General features: G+C 68.9%; 22 protein-coding genes. 13 read left to right on the top strand and 9 right to left on the bottom strand.

What is annotated here, in order from left to right; translation table 11 throughout:
• The first annotated feature begins 56 nt into the window (after positions 1-56).
• From ACFYRH_RS29475 to ACFYRH_RS29465, 3 genes are all read left to right on the top strand, one after another.
• Positions 57-653, top strand: coding sequence for a TetR/AcrR family transcriptional regulator (locus ACFYRH_RS29475; RefSeq protein WP_387782154.1), 597 nt, complete (start codon positions 57-59; stop codon positions 651-653).
• Positions 654-742: 89 nt separating this feature from the next.
• On the top strand, positions 743-1528 hold the full coding sequence (locus ACFYRH_RS29470; protein ID WP_387782152.1) for an ABC transporter ATP-binding protein: 786 nt from the start codon (positions 743-745) through the stop codon (positions 1526-1528).
• Complete coding sequence (locus ACFYRH_RS29465; protein ID WP_387782150.1) at positions 1525-3990, top strand: ABC transporter permease; 2466 nt, start codon at positions 1525-1527, stop codon at positions 3988-3990. The genes ACFYRH_RS29470 and ACFYRH_RS29465 overlap by 4 nt, the downstream gene beginning before the upstream one ends.
• Before the next feature lie 1248 nt (positions 3991-5238).
• On the opposite strand, the gene ACFYRH_RS29460 is transcribed toward ACFYRH_RS29465, so the two are convergent.
• Both ACFYRH_RS29460 and ACFYRH_RS29455 read right to left on the bottom strand, forming a co-directional pair.
• Positions 5239-5853, bottom strand: coding sequence for an NADPH-dependent FMN reductase (locus tag ACFYRH_RS29460; RefSeq protein WP_387782148.1), 615 nt, complete (start codon positions 5851-5853; stop codon positions 5239-5241).
• A gap of 59 nt (positions 5854-5912) precedes the next feature.
• Positions 5913-6647, bottom strand: coding sequence for a DedA family protein (locus tag ACFYRH_RS29455; protein WP_387782146.1), 735 nt, complete (start codon positions 6645-6647; stop codon positions 5913-5915).
• A gap of 120 nt (positions 6648-6767) precedes the next feature.
• On the opposite strand from ACFYRH_RS29455, the gene ACFYRH_RS29450 reads away from it, so the two are divergent.
• Entirely contained in the window at positions 6768-7496 is a 729-nt protein-coding gene (locus ACFYRH_RS29450) for a 6-phosphogluconolactonase (RefSeq protein WP_387782144.1), read from the top strand.
• On the opposite strand, the gene ACFYRH_RS29445 is transcribed toward ACFYRH_RS29450, so the two are convergent.
• On the bottom strand, positions 7493-8236 hold the full coding sequence (locus ACFYRH_RS29445; protein WP_387782142.1) for an SDR family NAD(P)-dependent oxidoreductase: 744 nt from the start codon (positions 8234-8236) through the stop codon (positions 7493-7495). The two genes, ACFYRH_RS29450 and ACFYRH_RS29445, sit on opposite strands and share 4 nt — an antisense overlap.
• A gap of 33 nt (positions 8237-8269) precedes the next feature.
• On the opposite strand from ACFYRH_RS29445, the gene ACFYRH_RS29440 reads away from it, so the two are divergent.
• Positions 8270-8839 carry a TetR/AcrR family transcriptional regulator gene (locus ACFYRH_RS29440; RefSeq protein ID WP_387782140.1) on the top strand — a complete coding sequence of 190 codons (570 nt, stop codon included), beginning with the start codon at positions 8270-8272 and terminating at the stop codon, positions 8837-8839.
• A gap of 51 nt (positions 8840-8890) precedes the next feature.
• A complete protein-coding gene (locus tag ACFYRH_RS29435) occupies positions 8891-9196 on the top strand; it encodes an ArsR/SmtB family transcription factor (protein WP_387782138.1) in 306 nt (101 codons plus the stop codon).
• Positions 9197-9267: 71 nt separating this feature from the next.
• On the opposite strand, the gene ACFYRH_RS29430 is transcribed toward ACFYRH_RS29435, so the two are convergent.
• The 5 genes from ACFYRH_RS29430 to ACFYRH_RS29410 form a co-directional block, all read right to left on the bottom strand.
• Complete coding sequence (locus tag ACFYRH_RS29430) at positions 9268-9891, bottom strand: hypothetical protein (RefSeq protein WP_387782137.1); 624 nt, start codon at positions 9889-9891, stop codon at positions 9268-9270.
• A 127-nt stretch (positions 9892-10018) separates the two neighbouring features.
• Entirely contained in the window at positions 10019-10369 is a 351-nt protein-coding gene (locus ACFYRH_RS29425; RefSeq protein WP_387782135.1) for a VOC family protein, read from the bottom strand.
• Positions 10370-10372: 3 nt separating this feature from the next.
• On the bottom strand, positions 10373-11185 hold the full coding sequence (locus tag ACFYRH_RS29420; protein ID WP_387782133.1) for a MerR family transcriptional regulator: 813 nt from the start codon (positions 11183-11185) through the stop codon (positions 10373-10375).
• A 131-nt stretch (positions 11186-11316) separates the two neighbouring features.
• On the bottom strand, positions 11317-12678 hold the full coding sequence (locus ACFYRH_RS29415) for a lectin (protein WP_387782131.1): 1362 nt from the start codon (positions 12676-12678) through the stop codon (positions 11317-11319).
• Complete coding sequence (locus ACFYRH_RS29410) at positions 12675-14540, bottom strand: lectin (RefSeq protein WP_387782129.1); 1866 nt, start codon at positions 14538-14540, stop codon at positions 12675-12677. The genes ACFYRH_RS29415 and ACFYRH_RS29410 overlap by 4 nt, the downstream gene beginning before the upstream one ends.
• A 234-nt stretch (positions 14541-14774) precedes the next feature.
• Between ACFYRH_RS29410 and ACFYRH_RS29405 the strand changes: the two genes are divergently transcribed.
• Entirely contained in the window at positions 14775-16001 is a 1227-nt protein-coding gene (locus tag ACFYRH_RS29405) for a family 16 glycosylhydrolase (protein WP_387782127.1), read from the top strand.
• 161 nt (positions 16002-16162) lie between these two features.
• Here the strand turns inward: ACFYRH_RS29405 and ACFYRH_RS29400 are convergent, their stop codons facing one another.
• On the bottom strand, positions 16163-17344 hold the full coding sequence (locus ACFYRH_RS29400) for an ROK family protein (protein WP_387782126.1): 1182 nt from the start codon (positions 17342-17344) through the stop codon (positions 16163-16165).
• Between the two features lie 221 nt (positions 17345-17565).
• On the opposite strand from ACFYRH_RS29400, the gene ACFYRH_RS29395 reads away from it, so the two are divergent.
• The 6 genes from ACFYRH_RS29395 to ACFYRH_RS29370 all read left to right on the top strand — a co-directional run bounded on the left by ACFYRH_RS29395 (position 17566) and on the right by ACFYRH_RS29370 (position 24521).
• Positions 17566-18612: a LacI family DNA-binding transcriptional regulator gene (locus tag ACFYRH_RS29395; protein ID WP_387782125.1), complete on the top strand. Its 1047-nt coding sequence runs from the start codon at positions 17566-17568 to the stop codon at positions 18610-18612.
• Between the two features lie 163 nt (positions 18613-18775).
• Positions 18776-20458, top strand: coding sequence for an ABC transporter substrate-binding protein (locus tag ACFYRH_RS29390; protein WP_387782123.1), 1683 nt, complete (start codon positions 18776-18778; stop codon positions 20456-20458).
• Between the two features lie 58 nt (positions 20459-20516).
• A complete protein-coding gene (locus ACFYRH_RS29385) occupies positions 20517-21530 on the top strand; it encodes an ABC transporter ATP-binding protein (RefSeq protein WP_387782121.1) in 1014 nt (337 codons plus the stop codon).
• Complete coding sequence (locus ACFYRH_RS29380; RefSeq protein ID WP_387782119.1) at positions 21527-22507, top strand: ABC transporter permease; 981 nt, start codon at positions 21527-21529, stop codon at positions 22505-22507. The genes ACFYRH_RS29385 and ACFYRH_RS29380 overlap by 4 nt, the downstream gene beginning before the upstream one ends.
• On the top strand, positions 22507-23520 hold the full coding sequence (locus ACFYRH_RS29375; RefSeq protein WP_387782117.1) for an ABC transporter permease: 1014 nt from the start codon (positions 22507-22509) through the stop codon (positions 23518-23520). Before ACFYRH_RS29380 ends, ACFYRH_RS29375 begins: the two co-directional genes overlap by 1 nt.
• Positions 23517-24521, top strand: a complete 1005-nt coding sequence (locus ACFYRH_RS29370; protein ID WP_387782115.1) for an ABC transporter ATP-binding protein — start codon at positions 23517-23519, stop codon at positions 24519-24521. Before ACFYRH_RS29375 ends, ACFYRH_RS29370 begins: the two co-directional genes overlap by 4 nt.
• The last annotated feature ends 2 nt before the right edge of the window (positions 24522-24523 follow it).

Here is a 24523-nt window from a genome sequence, read left to right as displayed (position 1 = left end):
CGTGGCAAACGGCCGGTCGCCTTGTCAAGAACGGACATTCGTTTTATGTTGCGAGCGTGCCGAAGGTCACCGAGGAGCACCGCCTGGCCCGCCGCGCGCAGATCGTCGCCGCGGGGCGCGCCTGCGTGATCGAGCAGGGCTTCCACAAGACGACGATGGCCGACGTGATCCGCGAGTCCGGTCTGTCGGCCGGGGCCGTCTACGGCTACTTCAAGAGCAAGGAAGAGATCGTCGGCGCGATCGCGGAGGACGCGCTCGGCACGATCCACCAGCTCTTCGACAAGCTCCTCGCCACCGAGGAGCCACTCACCCCGCTGGCCGCGCTCGAGGCCACCATCGAGCATGTGGTCGAGATCGCCCAGGCGCCTGGCGGTGACGTCACCCGGGTCGCGGTCCAGGCCTGGGCCGAGGCGCTGCGCAACGACTCGATCCGCGACGTCGCGCGCGGCAAGTACTGCCAGCTCCGCGACCACTTCGTCGACATCGCCCGCCGCGCGCAGGCCGACGGCACGGTCGACCCGGACGTCCCGGCCGAGTACGTCGCCCAGGTGATGTTCGGGATGGTCCCCGGCTTCGTCCTGCAGCGGCTGATGATCGGCGACGTCTCCCCCGCCACCTACCGGGCCGGCCTGCGCGCGCTGCTTCGCGATTAGCCGGACTTCGACGGGGTGGACTTTCCCCCACCCCGAGCGGCGGTCCAGGACCATGGGGCGGTACGTCGCGGCTCCGTAGCGTCGGCGGCATGAAGAAGCGCTCGCAGGAACAGGTCGACGGGACCGGGTACTCGGTCGTCCTGCACGAGGTACGACGGGTCTACGGCCGCGGCGGCAACGCCGTCGCCGCCCTCAACGGGATCTCGATGAAGTTCGCCCCCGGCACGTTCACCGCGGTGATGGGTCCGTCCGGATCGGGCAAGAGCACGTTCCTGCACTGCGCGGCCGGCCTCGACCGGCCGACCTCCGGCAGCGTGCTGATCGACGGACAGCCACTGGCCGGTCTGAGCGAACGCAAGCTGACCGAGCTGCGCCGGGACCGGATCGGGTTCGTGTTCCAGTCGTTCAACCTGCTGCCCGCGTTGACGGTCTGGCAGAACGTCTGCCTGCCGCAGGAGCTCGACGGCCGGCGCCCGAACAAGGCCGCCGTACGCACCGTCCTGGAGCGCGTCGGTCTCGGCGACCGGCACAAGCACCGCCCGGGTGAGCTGTCCGGTGGTCAGCAGCAGCGCGTCGCGATCGCCCGCGCCCTGGTGGCCCGCCCCGCGGTCATCTTCGCCGACGAACCGACCGGTGCGCTCGATACCCAGACCGCGGCCGACGTCCTCGAACTCCTGCGGGAGCCGGTCCGGTCCCAGGGCCAGACGGTCGTCATGGTCACCCACGATCCGGTCGCGGCGTCGTACGCCGACCAGGTCGTCTTCCTCGCCGACGGAGTGCTGGCCGGCAGCCTGACCGCGCCGACGGCCGAGCAGGTCGCGGACCGGATGACCCACCTCGGCGCGCGGTCCAACCTGCGGGCGGTGGCCGGATGATGCGCCTCGCCGTCCGCACCTTGCGGCACCGCAAGAGCGGCTTCATCGCCACCTTCGTCGCGGTCGCCTTCGGTACGGCGATCGTGATGGCCTGTGGTGGCTTGATGGAAACCGGGATCCGGTCGAACGTCGCACCGGAACGCCTGGCCGGCACATCGTTGGTTGTCACCGGCAAGCAGTCGCACCTTCGGCCTGGCGCGGAAGACGCCACTCCGCTCCCGGAACGCGTCGGCGTTCCCGTCGACCTCCTGTCCAAGATCCGTTCCACAGAGGGCGTTTCATCCGCGGTCGGCGACTACACCTTCACTGCCGTCGGACGTGGCATCACCGAAGGACACAACTGGGCGTCGGCGGCGCTGGCGCCGTACAAACTGACGACCGGTCATGCGCCGCGCGCCGGACAGGTCGTGGTGACCAACGGGAAGGTCGGCGAACAGACCACGCTGCTGATCAACGGCGAGCCACGAACGCTGACCGTGAGCGGTGTGGCGAACGGTCCGGCCGGCCATGCGTTCTTCGCCGAGCGCGACGCGGCCCACCTCGTCAAGAACCCGTCGCGGTACGCCGACATCGGCGTACAAGTTGCCCCCGGCACTGATCTCGACGCGGTCCGGAAGCGGTTGGAGCAGGTCGACGGCAACCTCACCGTCCGCGCGGGCATCGACCGCGGACTCGCCGAGCACCCGGATGCCGAGGCGCAGCGGACCGCGCTGATCTCGATCGCCGGCTCGTTCGGCGGCATCGCGGCGATGACGATGATGTTCGTCGTCGCGTCGACCCTCGCGCTCGCCGCCCAGCACCGCGAACGCGAGTTCGCGTTGCTCCGCGGGATCGGTACGACGCCTGGTCAGGTACGGCGGATGATCCTCGGTGAGGCGCTGATGGTCGCCCTGCCCGCGGTCGCGCTCGGGTGTCTGCCGGGGATCTTCCTCGGCCGGTTCCTGTTCGACCAGCTCGGCTCGCACGGGGTCGCGTCACCGGTCGTCGAGTTCTCCCAGGGCTGGATCCCGTTCGCGGCCGGTGCGGGTGCCGCCGTGCTCGCGGCGATCGGTGCGGCGCTGATCGCGGCCCGCAAGTCGGCGAGGATCCGGCCGGTCGAGGCACTGGCCGAGGCGTCCTTGCAGCGCAAGTGGTTCGGCTGGATCCGGCTGCTGTTCGGTCTGCTGTTCCTCGGCGGTGGACTCGCGTTGCTGATCGTCACCGCGACCGTCATGACCGGCCCGCTCGCCGGCGCGACCGCTGGTCCGTCGATCCTCTGCTGGGCCATCGGTGTCGCGCTGCTCGGCCCGTTCTGGACGAAGTTGGTGCTGGCGTTCTGGCGCTGGCCGGTGCAGGCACTGACCCGGGTCAACGGCCGGCTCGCGATCCGCAACCTGTCGGCGCGGTCGGTGGCGATGTCGGCCGCGGTGATGCCGGTGATGCTGGCGGTCGGGATCTCGACCGCCAACCTGTACATGCAGACGACGCAGGTGCACGCCGCCTCCGAGGCGTTCACGCGCGACCTGCGAGCGGACGCCGTACTGGTGTCCGATGCAGGTCTGTCGCCGGAGTTGCTGTCGCAGGTTCGTTCGGTGCCTGGGGTGGCGAGCGCGTCGGCGTTCGTACGCAGCATGGCCGCGGTCGACGAGCCGCGCAACGCACCCTTCGACGAGGACGGCGCACCGGTGATCGGCGTGGACGCCCAAGGCGCGAACGGTACGGCGCCAGTTCGGTTGACCAGCGGTTCGCTCAGTGGGCTGACCGGCTCGACGGTCGCGTTGCCGGAGTACATGGCGACCAAGACCGGCCGCGGAGTCGGGTCGGACGTCACGCTGACGTTGGGCGACGGCACGCCGGTGAAGCTCCGGGTGGTCGCGACGTTCGCGGCCGAACGCGGCTACGAGACGCTCATCCTGCCCGCATCGCTGGTGGCCGCGCACACGACGGACGGTCTGACCAAGCAGATGCTGGTCCGCGCCGACCCCGGTGCCGACGTACGCGCGGGTCTGTCGAAGGTGGCTGCCGCGTATCCCGGGGTTCAGGTCGCGGACCGCAGTACCTTGGTCGCCGCGAACGCGGAAGACCTGCAGACGCAGGCGTGGGTCAACTACATGCTCGTCGGCATGCTGATCGCGTACACCGCGGTCTCGGTCGTCAACACCTTGGTGTCGACCACGCTGCGCCGCCGCCGCGAGTTCGCCCTCCAGCGTCTCACCGGCTCGACCCGCTTCCAGGTCCTCCGCATGCTCTGGACGGAAAGCACGCTGATCACCCTCACCGGCATCACCCTCGGTACGGCGGTGGCGATGGCCTGCCTGCTCCCGTTCTCCGCCAAGGTCTCCACCAGCGCGCTCCCCACCGGCCCGCTGTGGATCTACCTGGTCGTCATCGGAGCCGCCGCGCTCCTGACCTTCGGCTCAACCCTCATCCCCGCGACCACCACACTCCGCCACTCCCCCACCCAACCCACCCACACCGACTAACCCACCACCCCAACCACACCCCCGCCGCAGCCCCCACCCACTCCCTCCCGCAACCCGAAACAACAACTGGTGCCCGAACACCAGCTATTACCTATCCCCGGCGCCCATTACATGTCTCCACCCCCCGCAAACCCGCACGCGCGCTGCGGCGAACGGCAGGCACGGCGCGGACCGCACCCGAACCGGGGGGGGCAGAACAAGAACCGGTGACTGGACACCAGCTATTACCTATCCCCAGCGCCCATTACATGTCTCCACCCCCGCACACGCGACGCGGCGAACGGCGGGCACGGCGCCGACCGCACCCGAAGCGGCGGGCAGAACAAGAACCGGCGACCGGACACCAGCTATTACCTATCCCCAGCGCCCATTACATGTCTCCACCCCCGCAAACCCGCACGCGGCGGACGGAGGTACGGCGCATGCCGCCGGAGAGTTCGTGCGGGCGCTTGTCGGCGCGGGTCGCACTCGGCACCCGCCTCAGGAGGCGGGAAGCGGGAGGGTACTGCGTTCACCTGCGCCACCGAACTGCTCAGACGAGGGCGCCACACCAACGCACGCACGAACACCGAGGGCTGAGACAGGAACTGGGGACCGGGGACCTGTTATTGCCTGTCTCCACCAACCACAACGGGTCTGAACCCCCGGCGCGTGTCAAGGCGGACCACGCGTACGGCGCCGGCCGCGCTCGGCACCCGCGGCGAGGCGGGACGTGCCGCGCTCGGCACCCGCGGCGAGGCGGAACGTGCCGCGCTCGGCACCCGCGGCGGGGCGGAACGTGCTGCGCTCGCGCGCTGCCAGACCTGGGCAAGCGCGAGGCGCCACACCAACACACGCACGAACACCGGGGGCTGAGACAGGAACCGGGGACTGGAGACCTGTAATTGCCTGTCTCCACCAACCACTACGGGTCTCAAGCCCCGGCGCGTGTTACGGCGGACCACGCGTACGGCGTCGGCCGCGCTCGGCACCCGCGGCGGGGCGGCGGGGCGGGATGTGCTGCGCTCGCGCGCGCCGCGGGCCTGGGCTAGCGCGAGGCGCCACACCAATACACGCACGAAAACCGGGGGCTGAGACAGGAACTGGGGGCCGGGGGCCTGTTATTGCCTGTTTCCGGCACCCATTACATGTCTCCACACCCGCACGCCCGCACACCCCACACGCGCACACGCGCACACGCGCACACGCGCTGTGGCGGCGGTTACGGCGCGGCCGGGGCCGGGGTCCGCGGGGCCTCGGGTGGGCGGGTCAGCGGGCTGGGGTGGGTTCGGGGGTGGGTTGGAGGGCGATGGTGGTGGCTTGGACGATGGCGGCGTTGGTGCGCAGCCAGGTGGAGAGGACTACTTGGAGGTCTTCGAGGTCGCGTTCTTCGAGGATCACGCCGGGGACCGGGACGCTGGCGCCCAGCTCGGACAGGACGGGCCGGAGGTGCTGGTCGGCGAGGAGCTTGTGGCTGGGCGCGGCGGAGACCGTGACCGGTACGACGACCGCGCCGGCCAGCGCGGACGGGCGCAGTACGTCGAGGAAGCTCTTCAGAAGACCGGTGTAGCTGCCCTTGTACACCGGCGTGGCGACCACGATCACCGACGCCGACGAGACGAGGTCGACCGCGTTCTCCAGCGCTGCCCGCTCCTCGTCAGCGGCGTGGTCGCCCTGGAAGATCGCCGGTGCGAATGTCACCAGGTCGACCAGTTCGTCGATCCGGTACGGCGTACCGAGTTCGGAGGCGAGCAGTTCCGCGACGGACGCGGCCGCGGCGGCCGTCCGCGAGCCCGCGCGCGGGTTGCCGACGACCGTGACCACCGACTGCGGCCACACCGGTGGCTCCGGCACGACCTGCGATTCGAACCCGATTGACGGCATCTGACCCAACTCCTGAGGCTTCGGCAGTGATGCCTCGAGCGTAGTCAAAGTAGAGCGTGCTACTGGACTTTCTCAGTATCCGAACGTCCGTCCTCCGAGCGCCCGCCGCGCAGCTTGACGACGACGAACCACACCACGGCAGCCACCGCCCCCGCGATCACCAGCTTCTGGAACACCCCGACCGACGACTCGACCAGATGCCACCGCTCTCCGAGCTGGTAGCCGGCGACGATCAGCAACGAGTTCCACACCAGGCTCCCGACCGCGGTGAGCGGCAGGAACAGCGCGACCCGCATCCGCTCCACGCCGGCCGGCACCGAGATCAGACTGCGCACCACCGGGACCAGCCGCCCGATCAGCACCGCCTTCGGGCCGTGCCGCAGGAACCACTCCTCGGCCTTGTCGACGTCCCGCAGTTTCACCAGCGGCAGTTTCGCCGCGATCGCCCTGGTCCGATCGCGGCCGAGCACCGCGCCCACGCCGTACAGCGCGAGGGCGCCGACGACCGATCCGAGGGTGGTGAACAGGATCGCGCTGACCAGCCCGAGATCGCCGCGGGCGGCCGCGAACCCGGCCAGCGGCAGGATCACCTCGCTCGGCAGCGGCGGGAACAGGTTCTCCAGCGCGACCGCGAGACCCGCTCCGAGTGGACCCATCCGCTCCATCAACTCAATGGCCCAGCCGGCCACACCCTCGGTCGGCGGGTCGGTCGCCTGCACAGCGGTCATCATCACCTGATTCGTCGTCGTCAGCAGCCCGGTCAAAGATGCGGTTATCGGCGCAGTCGTCGGCATGGCGACGACGCTAGGTCCGCGCACACCACCCACACACTGGAGCCACCCACCGTACCGACCGGGGGAAAACCCCCGGTTGTGCGAGCCTTTCTCCCAAGCCACACGTCCCCAGGAGGGTCTATGACAGTCGAGCACGCGCCACGGACCAGCACGTACCCGTCCCGCGAGGACCTCGGCCGCGCCGCCGCGACCGCGGCCGCCGAGGCGATCCGGACGGCGATCGCGGAGACCGGACGGGCGCGCATCATGCTCGCCGCAGCCCCCAGCCAGAGCGCTACGCTGGCTGCGCTCGCGACCGCGCCGGACCTGGACTGGAGCCGGGTCGAGTGCTTCCACATGGACGAGTACGTCGGCCTCTCGCCGGAGGCATCGCAGTCGTTCCGGAACTGGTTGCACCGGAGCTTCCTCGACAAGGTGCCGCAGGCAACGTTTCACCCGCTGTCCCCGGAAGACGGACCGGACGCCTACGCGACGCTGATGGGCGACGAGCCGTTCGACCTCGTGCTGTTCGGTCTCGGCGTCAACGGCCACCTTGCGTTCAACGACCCGCCGGCCGATTTCGACGACCCGCAGGCGGCGAAGGTGGTCGCGCTGGACGAGACCAGCCGCCGTCAACAGGTCGACGAGGGCAACTTTCCCGAGCTGAGCGACGTACCCACGCATGCGGTGACCGTGACGATCCCGCGGCTCCTCAACGCCCGCGCGCTCATCGGCTCGGTCCCTGGCTCGGTCAAGCGCCAAGCCGTCTGCGACTCCCTGAACCAGCCGATCAGCCCCGACTACCCCGGTACGGCGCTCCGCACCCACCCGCACGTCCAGCTCTTCCTGGACACCGAATCGGCTCCCTAGGCAACCCCGAGGTACAACCCACCGGAGGCATCGACGACCTGCCCGGTGACCCACCGCGCCGCCGGCGAGGCGAGGAACGCGACCACGTCGGCGACGTCCTCGCCGCTGCCCAGCCGGCCGAGCGCGGTGTGTCCGGCGATCAATTCCGACAACCCGGGGGTCTCGAAGAACGCGGCGTTCGCCTCCGTCCGGGTCGCACCGGGCGCGACGGCGTTCACCGTGATCCCACGCGGCCCGAGTTCGAGCGCGAGCGTGCGCGTCATCGTCTCGAGCGCCCCCTTGGTCATCGCGAACGAGGTCTGCACCGGGTTCGCCATCCGGGTCGCAACCGACGAGATCGACACGATCCGGCCACCGTCGGACAACATCGGCAGCAGCCGCTGGATCAGGAAGTACGGCGCCCGCACGTTCACCGCCATCAGCCGGTCGAACGCTTCCTCGGTGTCCGTCGCGAGCGGACCCGCCGGTTGCGCCGCGGCGTTGTTCACCAGCACGTCCAACGCCCGCCCCTCCAGCGCGGCGTGCACCTGCCGCCGTACCTCGTCGGCATCCCCAGGTACGCCGAGCTCGGCACCGACAACGAATCCCCGGCCACCGATCCGCGCCAGCGTCTCCTCGGCCCCGGTCTTGTCCCGGTGGTAATGCACCACCACCTCCGCGCCCGCCGCGGCGAGCCGTTCCGCGACCGCCCGCCCGATGCCGCGCGAGGCACCGGTCACCAACGCCACCCTGCCATTCATGTTAGAAACTATCATGACGTTAGTATCTACCACATGAACCTGAGGGACCGCCAGCGCGCCGAGACCCGGCAGCGGATCCAGCGGCACGCGCTCCGCCTGTTCGCCGGCCGCGGGTACGACGCGACCACGGTCAACGAGGTCGCCGAGGCGGCCGGGGTCTCGGCGATGACCGTCTACCGGAACTTCCCGACCAAGGAAGACCTGGTCCTGTACGACGACTTCGACCAGCTCGCCGCGGCCACCCTCACGGAGCTCCCCGCGACCGGCTCACTCACCGACCGCATCGCCCGTACCGTCCTGGCCACTCTCGATCTGGCCGCCACGAACGACCACGACCTGCTCCTCGCGCGGCTCCAACTGATGATCTCGACGCCCGCACTGCAGGCCCGCCACCTGGACAGTCAGTTCCGCCTGCAGGAGGCGTTCGTCACCACGATCTGCGCCACCGACCGGTCTCTCGAGTACGCCGCCCGCGCCGCCGCGAGCGCCTGCCTCGGCGTGGCCCACGTCGCCCTGCTGCGCTGGGCCGGCGACAATGGCGAGCCGGATCTCGCGGAGCTCTTCCGCGAGGCGTTCGCGGCCACCTTCGGTCACGCGCTCTGACGCCACCTCCGGGCAGGCTTGAAAGCGGGGCGACCGGGTTATATTCCTGGTATGGCAACTACGTTCGAGGTGCTCGCGGAACCTCGGCGCCGGGACATCCTGGACCTGTTGCGCGCCGGGGAGCGGCCGGTCGGTGAGCTCGTCGAGGCGCTGTCGCTGAGCCAGCCCGCGGTGTCGAAACACCTGAAGGTCCTGCGTGACGCCGGCCTGGTCGAGGTGCGGCACGACGCCCAGCGCCGCTGGTACCGGCTCCGCCCCGCACCGCTCGCCGAGATCGACGCCTGGCTGGCGCCGTACCGCGACCTGTGGCGCGACCGCCTCGACGCCCTCGAGGCCCACCTCGACCAGATGGAATGATCTCGACCGGCCCGACATGAGCAGCGGCCCGGACTCGGATCCGGGCCGTGCTCGATCGGGACGCCGCGAGGTCAGGTGAGTTCAGGAACGCGCAGATGCGCGACGACGAGTTCGAACTCGCCGACGTCGAGCACCTGCGCACCGGCGTCCTTCGTGGTCGCGGCCCGCATCGACGCGGCGGCCTCACGGTTGCTGTCCATCGCCTCCTGGCTGTCGTACGTCACCGACGACACCCCGTGGCCCGAGCTCCGGTCGACGAGCAGACTGGCACTGCAGAAGCCGGCCAGGTCCTCGAGCCGCGGCAACGAGGCGACCTTGTAGACGTCGATCGCCCGGTCCATGTTCGCCGGGTCCATCTTCACCCAGGTCGCCCGGACGCAGGCGCCGGGCATCGAGCGGTGGTCACGGTGCAGGACGGCGATCTCCCACTCCCGCACGTCCGGGGTCCCGCCGCCGAGCGTCGCCGCGATCCGCTCCCGGATCGGCGCCAGCAGGTCGTCGGTGGCCCACATCGACTCCTCGGACCGCCAGGCGCTGGTGGCGATGCAGCGCCCCGACCCCCGGTCCGCGATCATCGACAGGCCGATACAGCCGTCCATGTCGACGATCATCGGCATCACTTCGTCGCGTACTTGCGCGATACCGGCATCGATCGCCGCCGGCATGGCACTGATCGTGGTGGAGCGCGCGTACACGATCCACCCCCTTACCCCTCGGGGCAGCGCCCCGCCGGCGCCGCCGGTCATCCCCCACGTTCCTCCGCGGACCGCACCCACGCAAGAGACCGCGGTCCCTCCCGCGCAGACGCGGTACGGCGGAGGTTCAGGCGTGCTCGGCGACGTCGAAGACGTTGCCCTCGGGATCGGCGAGCGTGATCCAGTGCGCTCCGTACTCGGTGTGCTCGTCCAGTCGCTTGGCGCCGAGCCCGACCAGCCGGTCGACCTCGGCCGCCCATTCGGACGCGGCCAGGTCGAGGTGCAGCCGGTTCTTGCCGTTCCGCGGCTCCGGGACCGCGATGAACATCAGCGCGGTCCCGGGCGCGTTCCGGTTCACGGACGCGAAGAATTGGTTGCCGTCAGCATCGACCTCGGTGGAGAGCACACCGGCCCAGAAGGTGGCCAGCGTGTGCGCGTCCGCGCAGTCGAACGTGACGGCCTCGAGAGAAACAGACATGGTTCAGCCTTTCAGCACTGGGATCTGCCGGATCGGCCAGCAGACCTCGATTCGGTAGGACTCCGGATCCTGCGCCTCGCCCGGACCGGCGACGTACAGCTCACGGATCGGGCCCGGCGCGACCTCGCAGTACTCCGCGACGTGGCTGCCGAGCGCAGCGTAGGTACGGTCGAAGCCGGTCATCGCGCCGGCATGGACGGCGATCGCGAAGTACCCGCCGGGGAGGTCGACGAGCTCGACGCCCGCGGCCGGCGCCTGGTCCGGCGGGACTGGCAGGAACGCCACCACCTCGCCGGCCTCCTCGGTGAAGAACTCGTCGCTGTACGTCGCACCCGACGTGGCGCGGATGTCGCCGGTGACAGCGTCGAGCTTGCCGAAGGCGTACTCGCACCACGGCCCGATACCGTCCCGCTCCACCCAGCCGCGCACCCCGTAGGCGCGGAAGGGCGGGATGAAGCGGTACTCGACCTCGACGACCGGATGGCCGGGAGTCAGCAGTTCACGCAGCGAAGTCACGACCTCGCGCGTGTGTGCGAGCTCCTGCTCCATCCGCTCCAGGTGCGCCCGCAACGTCTCCTCGCGCGCCGGTCCGTCGGACTCGACCACCGCGCGGACGTCCGCGAGCGGCATCCGCAGCTCACGCAGCCGCCGGATCAGCAACGCCGTGTCGACCTGATCCGTCCCGTACCGCCGGTATCCCGACGAGGCGTCGATCGCGACCGGCGCCAGCAGGCCGATGTCGTGGTAGTGGTGCAGCGTCTTCACCGTCAGATGTGTCAGGCGGGAGAACTCCCCCACCGTCACCGTCGCCGTCATGCGACAAGCTTCCACCCTCCGGTCACCGGAGGGTCAACTGCCGAACGCCCAGGCCATCACAATCACCGGCAAGCGGCGGGGCGCCGCGCAGACGCCCCGCCGCAGTCCGATTGTGATGGCCTGGAGAACCGCTACCCCCGGTACCGCCCGATCACCTTCGAGAAGTCCCACGGGTTCTGGGAGATGCCGGAGCAGCTGTCCGCACTGCCGCCGGTGCACGGACGGTCGCGGTTCGCCGACCAGAACGTGAAGCGAGCCAGGTGGTGCTCGGACGCGTACGACAGCATCGACTCGAAGTCCGACAGGTTGACGCGCTCACCGGCCACATCGGTGATCCCGTTCATCGACGAGATCCCGATCTTCCGGTACGCCGCGTCGTCGCTCAGCCCGTACGCGGCCTTCACCTGGTTCTTCAGCCCGTCGGCCGCCTGCCGGGTCAGCGTGCCCATGTTCGTCGACCCACCACCGAAGTCGAACGGCATGATCACCCAGCCGTCGAGATTCAGCCCCGACGCCGCGCCGCGGTTGATCAGGTCCTGCCCGTTGCCGTCCGGTCCCGAGGTCGTCGTACCGAACGTCAGGTACGTCGCGATGCCCGGGTTGTTCTGCTCGACGATCTTCAGCGCGTCGATCACCTTCTGCCGGACACCGGCCTGCGCGACCTCCTGGTCCTCGATGTCGATGTCGATCGCCTTCAGCGACAGTGCGTTGATCACCTTCTGGTACGCCGCCGCGAGCTCACTCGCCGTACCGCAGCTCTGCCCCAGCTTGTTGCCGGACCAGCCACCGATCGACACCACGACGTCGCCGCCGTTCGACCGGATCGTGTTGATCGCCTGCTGGTCGGCGCCGCCGGTCAGCGGCCGGCCGCCGTCCCACTGCGGGTTGCAGTACCCGTTGGACAGGATGAACGCCATCGTGAACCACTTCACCCCGGTCGCGTTCATCACGGTCGCCGGGTTCGGCGGGTCACCCCACCCTTCATACAGGTACGGCGCTGCCGCCATCGGTGCACCGTCCGCGGGCGGAGGTCCGTCGTCGCTCGCCGGAGCGTTCCACTTCTGGTTCGCCGCACCGGTACAGCTCCACAACTGCACCGGCGTGCTGTTGGCGGAGTTGTTGCCGGTGACATCGAGGCACTTGTTCGCCTGCGGGTTCACCAGATCCCGGCCGGACGTGTACGTCCACTTCTGCGCCGCGCTGCCGTTACACGTCCACAGTTGCACGCGCGCACCGTTCGCCACCGAACCGCCGGACACATCCAGGCACTTGCCCAGCGCACGCAGCGTCCCGTCGCTCGAGCGGGACCATTGCTGTGCACCTGACCCGTTGCAGTCGTACAGCTGTACAGCGGTCCCGTCCGCGGTTCCCGCCGCGGCGATGTCCAGGCACTTCCCGGCCAGACCGGTGATTGCACCGGTAGCTGCCTGCGCAGGAGTTGCCAGCGTCAGACCGAGGAGCAGGGCCGCACCCGCGACGAGCAGCCGCTTCACGAGACGGTCCACTTCTGGTTGGCGGCGCCGGTGCAGCTCCACAGTTGCAGCGGGGTGCTGTTCGCCGAGTTGTTGCCCGTGACATCGAGGCACTTGTTCGCCTGCGGATTCACCAGATCTCTCCCACTCGTGTAGGTCCATTGCTGGGCGGCGCTGCCATTGCACGAATAGAGCTGCACCCGGGCACCGTTCGCGACGGAGCCGGCGTTGACGTCGAGACATTTGCCCAGCGCGCGGATCGTCCCGTCGCCAGGACGGGTCCACTGCTGGGCCGTCGTACCGTTGCAGTCGTAGAGCTGGACCGCCGTACCGTCGGCTGCGCTCGCGCCTGCGACGTCCATGCACTTGCCGCCCAGGCCGGTGATCTGGCCACCGCCGCCACCGCCGCTCTGCGTTCCGCCCCAGGTGAAGGTCGCGGACGTCTTGGTCGGCAACGTGTACGTGAAGGACTGGGAGCCCCAGTTCACCCGGACCGACTGCGAGCTGCCGGTCGTGTTGAACGCGATCAGCGCCTTCGAGCCGTCCGGGTTCTTCCAGGCGACGTTCTTCACCGAGTTGTTCGCGGTCGAGTCGATCCGCAGTGCGCCCGGCTTCACGAACTTCGTCAGGTGCCCCATCGTGTAGTACTCGACGGTCTTGGTGACCTGACCGCGCTGGCTGTCGTTGCGGTGCACGGTGACGAGTCCGGTGCAGACGTTGCAGCCGGCGCCGACGTACGGCAGGTGGTTCTCGTCGAGGGCGATCCCCCACTTGACCCACGACTTGTCCCAGTTGCGGGTGTAGTCGATCAGGTTGTTCATGTCCTCGACCTGCTGGTTCGCGATCCACGTTCCGCCGGAGTGCTCGGTCATGTACGCGTTCACGCCCGGGTACTGGTTGTGCACCTGGGTCTGCAGGTTCACGTCACCGCCGTACCCGTGCCAGGCGATGCCGCCGAAGTTCGGGTCGTTGCGGAGTGCCGCATCCGCGATCGGGACCGACCCGAGGTCGTTGTAGTTGCCCCAGTTGTAGTCGAGGATCAGCACCTTCGTGGTCAGCCCGGCGGCGTGCAGCGCGGGCAGCAGGTTGTTCTTGGTGAACTCGAGCAGGCCGGAGCCGTTCCAGTTCATCGACGCGTAACCGGTGTTGTCGTTACCGCAGCAGGTCGGCTCGTTCTGCACCGAGATGTAGTCGATGTGGTTGCCCTGGGCCTCGTTCTGCTGCAGGTACTTGACGAAGTACTGCGCGTACATCGGGGCGTACTCCCACTTCAGCCAGCCGCGGTGCACGAAGTCGTTGTTGTCCTTCATCCAGGCCGGCGCGCTCCACGGCGAGCCCATCACCTTCACCGCCGGGTTGAGCTGCCGGGCCTGCTTCGTCAGTGGGACCACGTCGGCGAGGTCGTGCTGGATGCTGAAGTCGTTCAGGTCGCAGCAGGTGTCGTCGTAGGAGTAGTTGGACCGGGCCAGGTCGGACGCACCCATCGGATTCCGGATGAAGGCCAGCCCGATCCCGTTCACCGGGTCGAACAGGTCCTTCATCACCTGGTCGCGGGTCGCGGCCGAGATCACGTTGCTGCTGTTCAGCAGCCACGCGGAACTGTCGGCGAACGACGCGCCACCACCCTCGAAGGACTGGTACGTCGTGTTCTCGTTCACCGTGACGGTCTGGTCCGCCGAGCCGCCGGCCGGACCGAAGTTCACCGGCGTCTGCTGCTGCAGGCCCCGGGTGACGTTCTGGCCGGCGGAGTCGTTCGTGGTGGTCAGCCAGATGTTGACCTGTTCACCGGCGGCCTGGGCGGGTGGGGCGGTTCCGAAGCCGAGCCCGGCGGCGGCCACGCACAGCGCGGCGGCCAGAGCGGGCAGGAGTCGTTGTCCACGCATGGGGCGGTTCTCCCTTGTCGTAAAGGAGTGTGGGGCGGTTTCGTTGCCGGCGTCTGCCCGCGCCGCAACTGGTGGTCAGCACGAGGTAACCATCCGTGCACACCGCTGTCAACGCCGGGCGAGGGACTTTTTTCAGATCTTTTAATTAGTCCCCGGGTTGACGTGGGAGCGTTCTCACGGCACGCTACGGCGCACATCCACCCTCATTCAGACGCCCCCGAAATGAGGTACATCATGAAGCGTCCCCGCATGCTCGCGCTGCTCGCGATCGGTGCCGCACTCACCGGCACCGCCCTCCTCCAACCGGCGGCCACCGCGCACCAGCAGGCCGCCGCGGCCCAGACGGCAACGGTCTGGGAGGACAACTTCGACGGCCCGGCCGGCCAGGCCCCCGATCCCGCCAAGTGGCGGTACGACATCGGCGGCAACGGCTGGGGCAACGACGAACGCGAGTACTACACCGACAGCCGCAACAACTCCGCCCTGGACGGCAACGGCAACCTGGTGATCACCGCCCGGCAGGAGAACGGCGGCTACCAGTGCCACTACGGCCCCTGCCAGTACACGTCGGCACGGTTGCTCACGGCCCAGACCTTCACCCAGACGTACGGCCGGTTCGAGGCCCGCATCAAGATCCCCCGCGGCCAAGGGATCTGGCCGGCGTTCTGGATGCTCGGCGGCGGCAACTGGCCGAACGACGGCGAGATCGACATCATGGAGAACATCGGCAAGGAGCCGGCCACCGTGCACGGCACGATCCACGGTCCGGGGTACTCCGGCGCCGGCGGGATCGGTGCCGCGTACAACCACCCGAACGGCTGGTCGTTCGCCGACGACTTCCACACCTTCGCGGTGGACTGGGCCCCGGACTCGATCACCTGGTACGTCGACGGCGTGCAGTACCAGCGCCGTACGCCCGCCGACCTGAACGGCAACACCTGGGTCTTCAACCACCCGTTCTTCATGATCCTGAACCTCGCGGTCGGCGGCTACTGGCCGGGCTACCCGGACGGTACGACGCAGATGCCGCAGACGATGACCGTCGACTACGTGCGCGTCTCCACCCTCGGCAGCGCCGGAGGCGGCGGCTCACAGATCACCGGCCTGGCCGGCAAGTGCCTGGACGTCGCCGGAGCCAACGCAGCCGACGGTACGACGGTGCAGCTGTACGACTGCAACGGGACGAACGCCCAGAAGTGGACCCGCCCCGGTGACGGCACGATCCGGGCCCTGGGCAAATGTCTCGACGTGGCGAACGCCGGTATCACCGACGGCACCCGGGTCCAACTGGCGACGTGCAACGGAAACGCTGCCCAGCAATGGGTCTACAGCTCCGGCCACGACCTGGTGAACCCGAAGGCGAACAAGTGCCTCGATGTCACCGGCAACAATTCCGCCAACGCCACACCCACCCAAATCTGGACCTGCACCGGCGCCGCCAACCAGAAGTGGACCGTCTGACCCGCCCCCCACCCACTCCCGTTTGAGGGGCCGGCCCCTCAAACGGTGGGAGGCGGACCCGAACATTGCCTACGCACCCCACACTTTGAGGGGCCGGCCCCTCAAACGTGCCTGGCCGGCGGCGGAGGTCGCCGTGGGGGGCGGCGCCGGTCTGCCGGGACCTAACGAGCGGGTACGGCGCCTCCGTCGCGGAGCAAGCGCACCACCGGGAGGGTCGCGGCGCCGAGCGCCACCGCATCGCGACCCAGCTCGCACAGCACGATGGAGACCTGCGCGTACGGACGCCGGAGCGCATGCTTCCCGACCTCGACGCGCAGCTCGTCCAGATGCTTCTCGCCCAACAGCAGCCCGGCCCAGCCGCCGAGCACGATGCGCTCGGGGTTCACCAGGTTGACGAGGTTCGCGAAACCCGCGGCCAGGTAGCCGATGGTGTCGGCGACGATGGTCTTCGCGGGCTCGCTCGCCGACTCCAGCAGTTCGACGAAGGCGGCCTCCTCGTCAGCGCCGGCCTCGCCGCCGGCAGTCCGGTACCGGTCGAGGACGCCTTCCGCGCCGACGTACGCCTCCAGGCATCCGAGGGCGCCGCAGCGGCACTGGCGGCCGCCGTACGCGATCGTCATGTGACCCCACTCGCCCGCGCTGCTGCGGGCGCCGCGATAGCTGGATCCACCCGCGACCAGGGCCGATCCGACGCCCGAGCCGACCAGCGCGACGACCGCGTCGGTGGCGCCGCGACCGGCGCCGAACCACATCTCGGCCTGGCCGAGCATGTTCGCGCCGTTGTCCACGTGCACCGGAATGTCGGTGCCCTCGGCAAGCATCGCGGCGAGCGGCACGGCCTCCCAGCCGAGCGTCTGCGCGTCGACGATCGCGTTGTCCTCGACCACACCGGCGACCGCGACACCGAGCCCGAGGACCTGCGCGGGCTGGATTCCGGACGTCGCGACGACGCTCGAAAGCCCTTCCAGGACGTGCTTCACGACCTCTTCCGGGGTCGGCGAGCTGATCGGGTGGTCGGCGCGCGCGAGCACGTTCATCGCCAGGTCGAACAGTTCGACCCGGACCCGCGTCTCGCCGACCTCGGCGCCGGCGACGTACCGGAAGGTTGGTGCGACCCGCAGCAGGACGCGCGGCCGGCCGCCCTCGGACTCGACCGAGCCGGCCTCCTCGACGACGCCCTCGGTGATCAGCTCGGCGACCAGGTTGCTCACGCTGGCGGCACTGAGCGACGTCCGGACGGTCAGCTCCTGGCGGCTCAGCGGGCCGTCGCGGTAGATGCTGGTGAGGATCACCGAGCGGTTGGACCGGCGCATGTCGCGCACCGTGGTCCGGCGTACTTCCATCCCTCTACCTCACCCTGCGGCCCCGGGCAGGCCGCTCGCCCCGAGTTCATCATGCCGCCTCGCGCGGCGGAAGACTCCCCTTCCTCCAAGTCGTGAACTAAGCAACGATTCGTTACCGCTCCGTGATTGACGGTCCGTTGTGGTCTCCGCTTTGATCTACGGAACCGCTTCCGAAACCGGTTCCGTAGCGTCCGGACCCCGACCGCCCGAGGGGAGTCAGCGTGTCCATCACCATCGCCGATGTCGCGGCCCGTGCCGGCGTCAGCAAGACCACCGTGTCCCGCGTCCTCAACGGCAAGGGCGAGCTGGACCTGCGCACCGCCGAGCGCGTCCGCCAGGTGATCGAGGAGCTCGGGTACGTGCCGAGCGCCCGCGCCGTCGGCCTGGCCCGCGGCCGGACCCGGATCGTCGGGATGCTGGTCCCGTCACTCACCTGGCCCTGGATGGGCGAGGTGCTGCAGGGCGCGGTCGACGTGGTCGAGTCCGAGGGGTACGGCCTGCTGCTGTTCACCGTCAACCGCGGTGCGGAATCCATGCAGCAGTTCGCGTCCCAGGTCTCGTCGCAGTCGTTCGACGGCCTGCTGGTGATCGAGCCGGAGGGCACGCTCACCTACATCGAGCAACTCCACGCGCGCGGTCTGCCGGTGGTCCTGATCGACGACCGCGACCACCGCCCGCAGTTCCCGTCCGTTGCGACCACCAACTACGCCGGCGGCGAGTCCGCCGCCCGGCACCTGCTGGAGCTCGGCCGCCGCCGGCCACTGGTGATCACCGGCGTCGAACGCTTCGGCTGCACCCACGAACGCCTGGACGGCTTCCGCGACACCTACGCCGAGGCCGGCTTCGAGCTCGACCCGAGACTCGTGTTCGAGGGCGACTTCACCCACGAGAGCGGGCGCCTCGGCGTCCAGCACGCACTCGGCGAGCGGCTCGACTTCGACGCGGTCTTCGCGCACAACGACCTGTCCGCGGGCGGTGCCATCCAGGCCGTCCGGGAGACCGGGCGGAACGTACCGAACGACGTGTCGGTGGTCGGGTTCGACGACATCCCGTACGCCGAGCACACCGAGCCGCCGCTCACCACGGTGCATCAGCCGATGCGCCAGATGGGTCAGGCGGCCGCCCGGATGCTGATGGGGTACTTCGGCGGCACTCCACTGCCCGCAGACCCCCAGGTGCTGCCGACGACGCTGATCGTCCGCGGCTCAACCGCCCCGAAACCCACGACCCGGACCCGGCGCGCGCCGGCGCACCGGCCTCCGCAGTAGCACTCCGGTGGCGGGGCAGCTGCCCCTGTCCCGCCACCGGCGTACCCCTCTGAACGTCGAATACCGGGCGTGAGCTCTTCCCATGAGAGCGCTTTCACGTCACCATGCACTGGCCCACCGGCTCAGGGTGGGCCATCCGCCAACAGAAACACAGGAGGAACCGATGCGAGCACGACGCACAGTCGCGCTGGCCCTAGCGGGCCTGCTCGCGGCAGCCACTCTGGCTGCTTGCAGTAATGGGGACGGGAAGGCCGCCGGGAACGGCTCAGGCGGCGGCGCGACCGTTCTCAACATCGGCATGCCGAACGGACCGCAGACCGAGAACCACAACCCGTTCCTCGGCTCCTCCTCGGGCGCCTCGCTGGGCTACCGCTGGATGATCTTCGAGCCGCTGGTGATGATCAACGGGATCAAGCCGACAGACCCGGGCAAGCCCTGGCTGGCGACCGAGTGGAAGTGGGACGCCAACTTCACCAAGCTCTCGCTGACCATCCGGGACGGCGTGAAGTTCTCCGACGGCCAGCCGATGACCGCCGACGACGTCGCCTACTCGTTCCAGCTCCGCAAGGACAACGACGGGCTGAACCAGGACGCGATCCCGTACGGGACGATCACCGCGTCCGGCAACAAGGTCGACCTGACCTTCGCCCGATCGCAATTCACCAACCAGAACAAGATCCTGACCGTGTTCGTGGTGCCGAAGCACCAGTGGTCGACGATCAAGGACCCGAGCCAGGACACCCTGAAGAACCCGATCGGCACCGGCCCCTACACGGTCAAGTCGTTCACCCCGCAGACCACCACGCTGACGCTGCGCGACTCGTACTGGCAGGACCTCCCGAAGGTCAAGGAGCTGCGGTACACGTCGTACAACGACAACAACGCGCAGACCACCGCGCTGGCGAACGGCTCGTCGGAGTGGAGCTTCGTCTTCGTCCCGAACGTGAAGGCCGTCTACCAGGACAAGGACCCGAAGAACCACAAGCTCTGGTTCCCGGCGAACCTCGGCATCCACGGGCTGTGGATCAACACCACCCGCAAGCCCTTCGACAACCCGGCGCTGCGCCGCGCGATGAACCTGGTGGTCAACCGCGACGACATCTTCCAGCAGGGTGAGGCCGGGTACTTCTACCCGAAGGTCGAGTCGATGACCGGCATCCCCACGCCCGCGGGTGAGTCGTTCATCGCTCCGGAGTACAAGGACAAGAAGCACGCGGTCGATGTCGACGGCGCCAAGAAGGAGCTCTCCGACGCGGGCTTCAAGCTCGAGGGCGACGTACTGAAGGACCCGACCGGCAAGCCCGTGACGCTCACGCTCACCGACCCGGCCGGCTGGTCCGACTACCAGACCGACCTCGAGATCATCAAGGACAACCTGTCCACGATCGGGATCAAGGCGACCGTCGAGAAGGCCAACCAGGACGCCTGGTTCAAGAACATCGACACCGGCAACTTCGACGCCGCGATGCACTGGACCAACGGTGGCGCGACGCCGTTCGACATCTACCAGAACATCATGGACGGCAAGATCCTGAAGCCGGTCGGCAAGGGTGGCGTGAGCGGCAACTACGGCCGGTTCAACAGCCCGGAGGCGACCAAGGCGCTGGACCAGTACGCGAACGCCGCGGACGACGCGACCCGCACCAGCGCGCTGAACACGCTGCAGAAGATCATGGTCGAGCAGATGCCGATCATCCCCACCTCGGCGTCCAACGTCGGCGGTCTCTACAGCACCAAGAACTGGGTCGGCTGGCCCGACGAGCAGAACCAGTACGGGCCGGCGCAGCCGACCCAGCAGAACGCTCTGCAGATCATCCTCAACCTGAAGCCGGCCGGCAGCCAGTGATTCCGGGCCGCGGCGCCGGGGGCTCTCCCCGGCGCCGCGGTGCCGCGATGGGAGACACATGACGGTCACCGAGACCGAGGTTGTTCTGGAGGCCGAGGGCCTCACCAAGCACTTCCCGGTGCGCCGGGGTATCCGCGACCTGTTCAGCCGGGACCACAAGGTGGTGCACGCGGTCGACGGCGTCCGGATCACGTTGCGCCGCGGCCGGGTGACCGCGCTGGTCGGCGAGTCCGGCTCCGGCAAGTCGACGGTCGCGCGACTGCTCGCCCAGTTGTACGGGCGGACCTCCGGCGACATCCGCCTGCACGGCGAGTCCGTGACGGTGCGCGGCGGCCGGAAGTTCCGCGCGTACTGCCGCCAGGTGCAGATGATCTTCCAGGACCCGTTCGCCTCGCTGAACCCCACGCACACCGTGCGGTACCACCTGACCCGGTCGCTGCGGATCCACGGCCGGGACGGCGATCTCGAGCAGAACCTGCGCGCGTTGCTGGAGCAGGTACAGCTCACCCCGCCCGAGCGCTACCTGGACAAGTTCCCGCACGAGTTGTCCGGTGGCCAGCGGCAACGCGTCTCGATCGCCCGCGCGCTCGGCGCCGATCCCGAGGCGCTGCTCGCCGACGAGCCGGTGTCGATGCTCGACGTGTCGATCCGCCTCGGCGTACTGAACCTGCTGCGGGACCTGAAGGAGCGGCTGAACCTGGCCATCCTCTACATCACCCACGACATCGCGTCGGCCCGGTACTTCGCCGACGAGACCCTGGTGATGTACGCCGGACGCCTCGTCGAAGGCGGCGACTCCGAAACCGTCACGCAGAACCCCGCACACCCGTACACACGCCTGCTGATCGAGAGCGCGCCGGACCCCGACCGCCTCGGACAGCTCGGTGCGCCTGAGGACCAGGCCGGTGGCGAGCCGCCGAGCCTGATCGCACCGCCGAGCGGCTGCCGGTTCAACCCGCGCTGCGTGCACGCGATGCCGAAGTGCTCGACCGACCTGCCGCCGCGCTTCGACCTGCCGACTCCCGGTCACTGGGCCGCGTGCTGGCTCTACGAGGAAGGAACTGCGAAGTGAAGTTCCTCCTGCAGCGCGTGGCCTTCTATGTGTTCACCGCGTGGGCCGCGCTCACCATCAACTTCTTCATCCCCCGGTTGATCCCGGGCGACCCGGTCACCTCGCTGATGGCGAAGTACCAGGGTCAGCTGAGCACCGAGGCGATCCACTCGCTCTACGTGCTCTTCGGCCTGGACAAGAACGCGTCGGTGTGGAGTCAGTACGTCGACTACTGGGGCCAGGTGTTCCACGGCGACCTCGGGTTGTCGTTCACGTTCTTCCCGACCCCGGTGTCGGAGATCCTGAAGCAGAGCCTGCCGTGGACGATCGCGCTGGTCGGCATCACCACCTTCGCGAGCTTCATGATCGGTACGTCGCTCGGCGTGATCGCGGGCTGGCGGCGCGGCTCGCTCATGGACGGGCTGTTGCCGGTGACCACGTTCCTCTCGTCGATCCCGTACTTCTGGCTCGGCCTGCTGGCGATCACGCTGCTCGCCGGACCGGGCAGCTTCTTCCCGTCGTCCGGCGGGTACGAACCCGGCTTGGTCCCAGGCTGGGACGGGACGTTCATCGGCAGCGCGATCCAGCACAGCCTGCTGCCCGCGATCACGATCCTGATCTCGTCGGTCAGCGGCTGGATCCTCACCATGCGGAACATGATGGTGACGGTGTCCTCGGAGGACTACATCACCGTCGCGCACGCGAAGGGTCTGCCCGAGCGCCGGGTGATGGTCAGCTACGCGGCCCGCAACGCCCTGCTGCCGAACGTCTCCGGTTTCGCGCTGTCGCTCGGCTTCATCGTCGGCGGCACGCTGCTGGTGGAGATCGTCTTCTCCTACCCGGGCATCGGCTACAACCTGTTCCAGGCCGTCGGTGCCAAGGACTACCCGCTGATGCAGGGCGTCTTCCTGGTGATCACGCTGTCGGTCCTGGTGGCCAACCTGCTGGCCGACGTCGCCTACCTGCTCCTCGACCCGCGTACCCGGAAGGAGGGCTGATGACCGCCACCATCACCGCGGTGACGCCCGCGGAGACGACCGCACCGGCCAAGCGCCGCCGGTTGCGTTTCGTCGCGAACCCGAAGGCCGCGACCGGTCTGGTCGTGCTCGCGTTCTTCTGCCTGATCGCGATCATCGGCCCGTGGATCGCGCCGTACGACCCGGGCGCCCGGAGCAGCGACCTGATCCAGGCGCCGTCCGGCAAGCACTGGTTCGGTACGACGCACCTCGGGCAGGACATCTTCAGCCAGGTACTGGTCGGCACCCGCGGCGTGATGTTCGTCGGGCTGCTGGCCGGCCTGGTCGCGACCGCGCTGTCGATCCTGATCGGGGTCAGCGCGGGCTTCCTCGGCGGCGCCGCGGACGACAGCCTGTCCGCGCTCTCCAACGTCTTCCTGGTGATTCCGGCGCTCCCGCTGATCATCATCGTCGCCTCCACGATCCCGTCGGCCGGTGACCTGATGGTTGCCCTGGTCATCGGTTTGACCTCCTGGGCGTGGGGCGCGCGGGTCCTGCGGGCGCAAACGTTGTCCTTGCGCCGGCGGGACTACGTCGAGGCCGCCCGGGCGACCGGTGAGAGCACCTGGCGGCTGATCACCTTCGAGATCATGCCGAACCTGACCGCGATCATCGCCTCCGGTTTCGTCGGCACGGTGATCTTCGCGGTGATGTCCGAGATCACCCTGGCGTTCATCGGGATCTCGACGATCTCGGAGTGGAACTGGGGCACGATCCTGTTCTGGGCGCAGAGCCAGCAGGCGCTGGCGCAGGGCGCGTGGTGGTGGTTCGTTCCGGCCGGTCTGGCGATCGCCCTGCTCGGGACCGCGCTGTCACTGGTCAACTTCGGGATCGACGAGTTCGTCAGCCCACGGTTGCGGAGCAGCGGTCACACCCGGGTGAAGACAAAGGACGGCCACACCGTCCGGATGCGGGTCGGCTTCACCCCGGTGCTGTCGGCGAAAGACGTGCCCGCGACTCCCGTCGTACGCCGTCGTGAGGAGGAGGTCGCGTGAAGGAACCCGTGCTGGAGATCAAGAACTTCCACGTCGACTACGGCCTCGGGGACCAGGCGGTACAGGCGGTTCGCGACGTCACGCTGACGCTGCACCGCGGCGAGGTGCTCGGCCTGGCCGGCGAGAGCGGCAGCGGGAAGTCCACCCTCGCGTACGGCGTGACGCGGTTGCTGCCGCCGCCCGGGGTGATCAGCGGCGGGTCGGTGATCTACCACCCGCCGTCGGGCGACGCGTACGACGTGATGGCGCTGACCGACGCGGAACTGCGCGCGTTCCGCTGGGCGGAGACGTCGATCGTGTTCCAGGGCGCGATGAACTCGCTGAACCCGGTGCACAAGATCTCCACCCAGATGCTCGACGTGATCAAGGCGCACGAGCCGCAACTGTCGCCGCAGGCCCGGATCGCCAGGGCTCAGGAAATGCTGAAACTCGTCGGGATCTCCGCGGACCGGATGGACGCCTACCCGCACCAGCTGTCCGGCGGCATGCGGCAGCGGGTGATGATCGGGATGGCGCTCGTCCTCGAGCCGCAGATCGTGATCATGGACGAGCCGACCACCGCGCTGGACGTGGTGATGCAGCGGCAGATCCTCGCACAACTGGTCGAGCTCCGCGAACGGCTCGGGTTCTCGGTACTGTTCATCACCCACGACCTGTCGCTGCTGGTCGAGTTCTCCGACCGGATCGCGATCATGTACGGCGGCCGGATCGTCGAGGAGGCGCGGTCGAAGGACCTCTACACGGACTCGCTGCATCCCTACAGCGAAGGCCTGCTCAAGTCCTTCCCCGCACTCCGCGGCGAACGGCGGGAGCTGGCCGGGATTCCCGGTTCGCCACCCGATCTGCGGGGAATGCCCTCCGGTTGCTCGTTCCACCCGCGCTGCCCGCAGGCGTTCGACCGGTGCTCCACGGAGATCCCGCTGCTCGGTGTCCCGTCGGCACGCAACGACCCCGACCGATCCGTCGCGTGCTGGCTCCCCGGCCGCGTTCCCGTTGCCTAGTG

The organism is Kribbella sp. NPDC004875 (assembly GCF_042873375.1).
Taxonomy (GTDB): Bacteria; Actinomycetota; Actinomycetes; order Propionibacteriales; family Kribbellaceae; genus Kribbella.
This window is presented reverse-complemented; position numbering and strand designations above follow the sequence as displayed.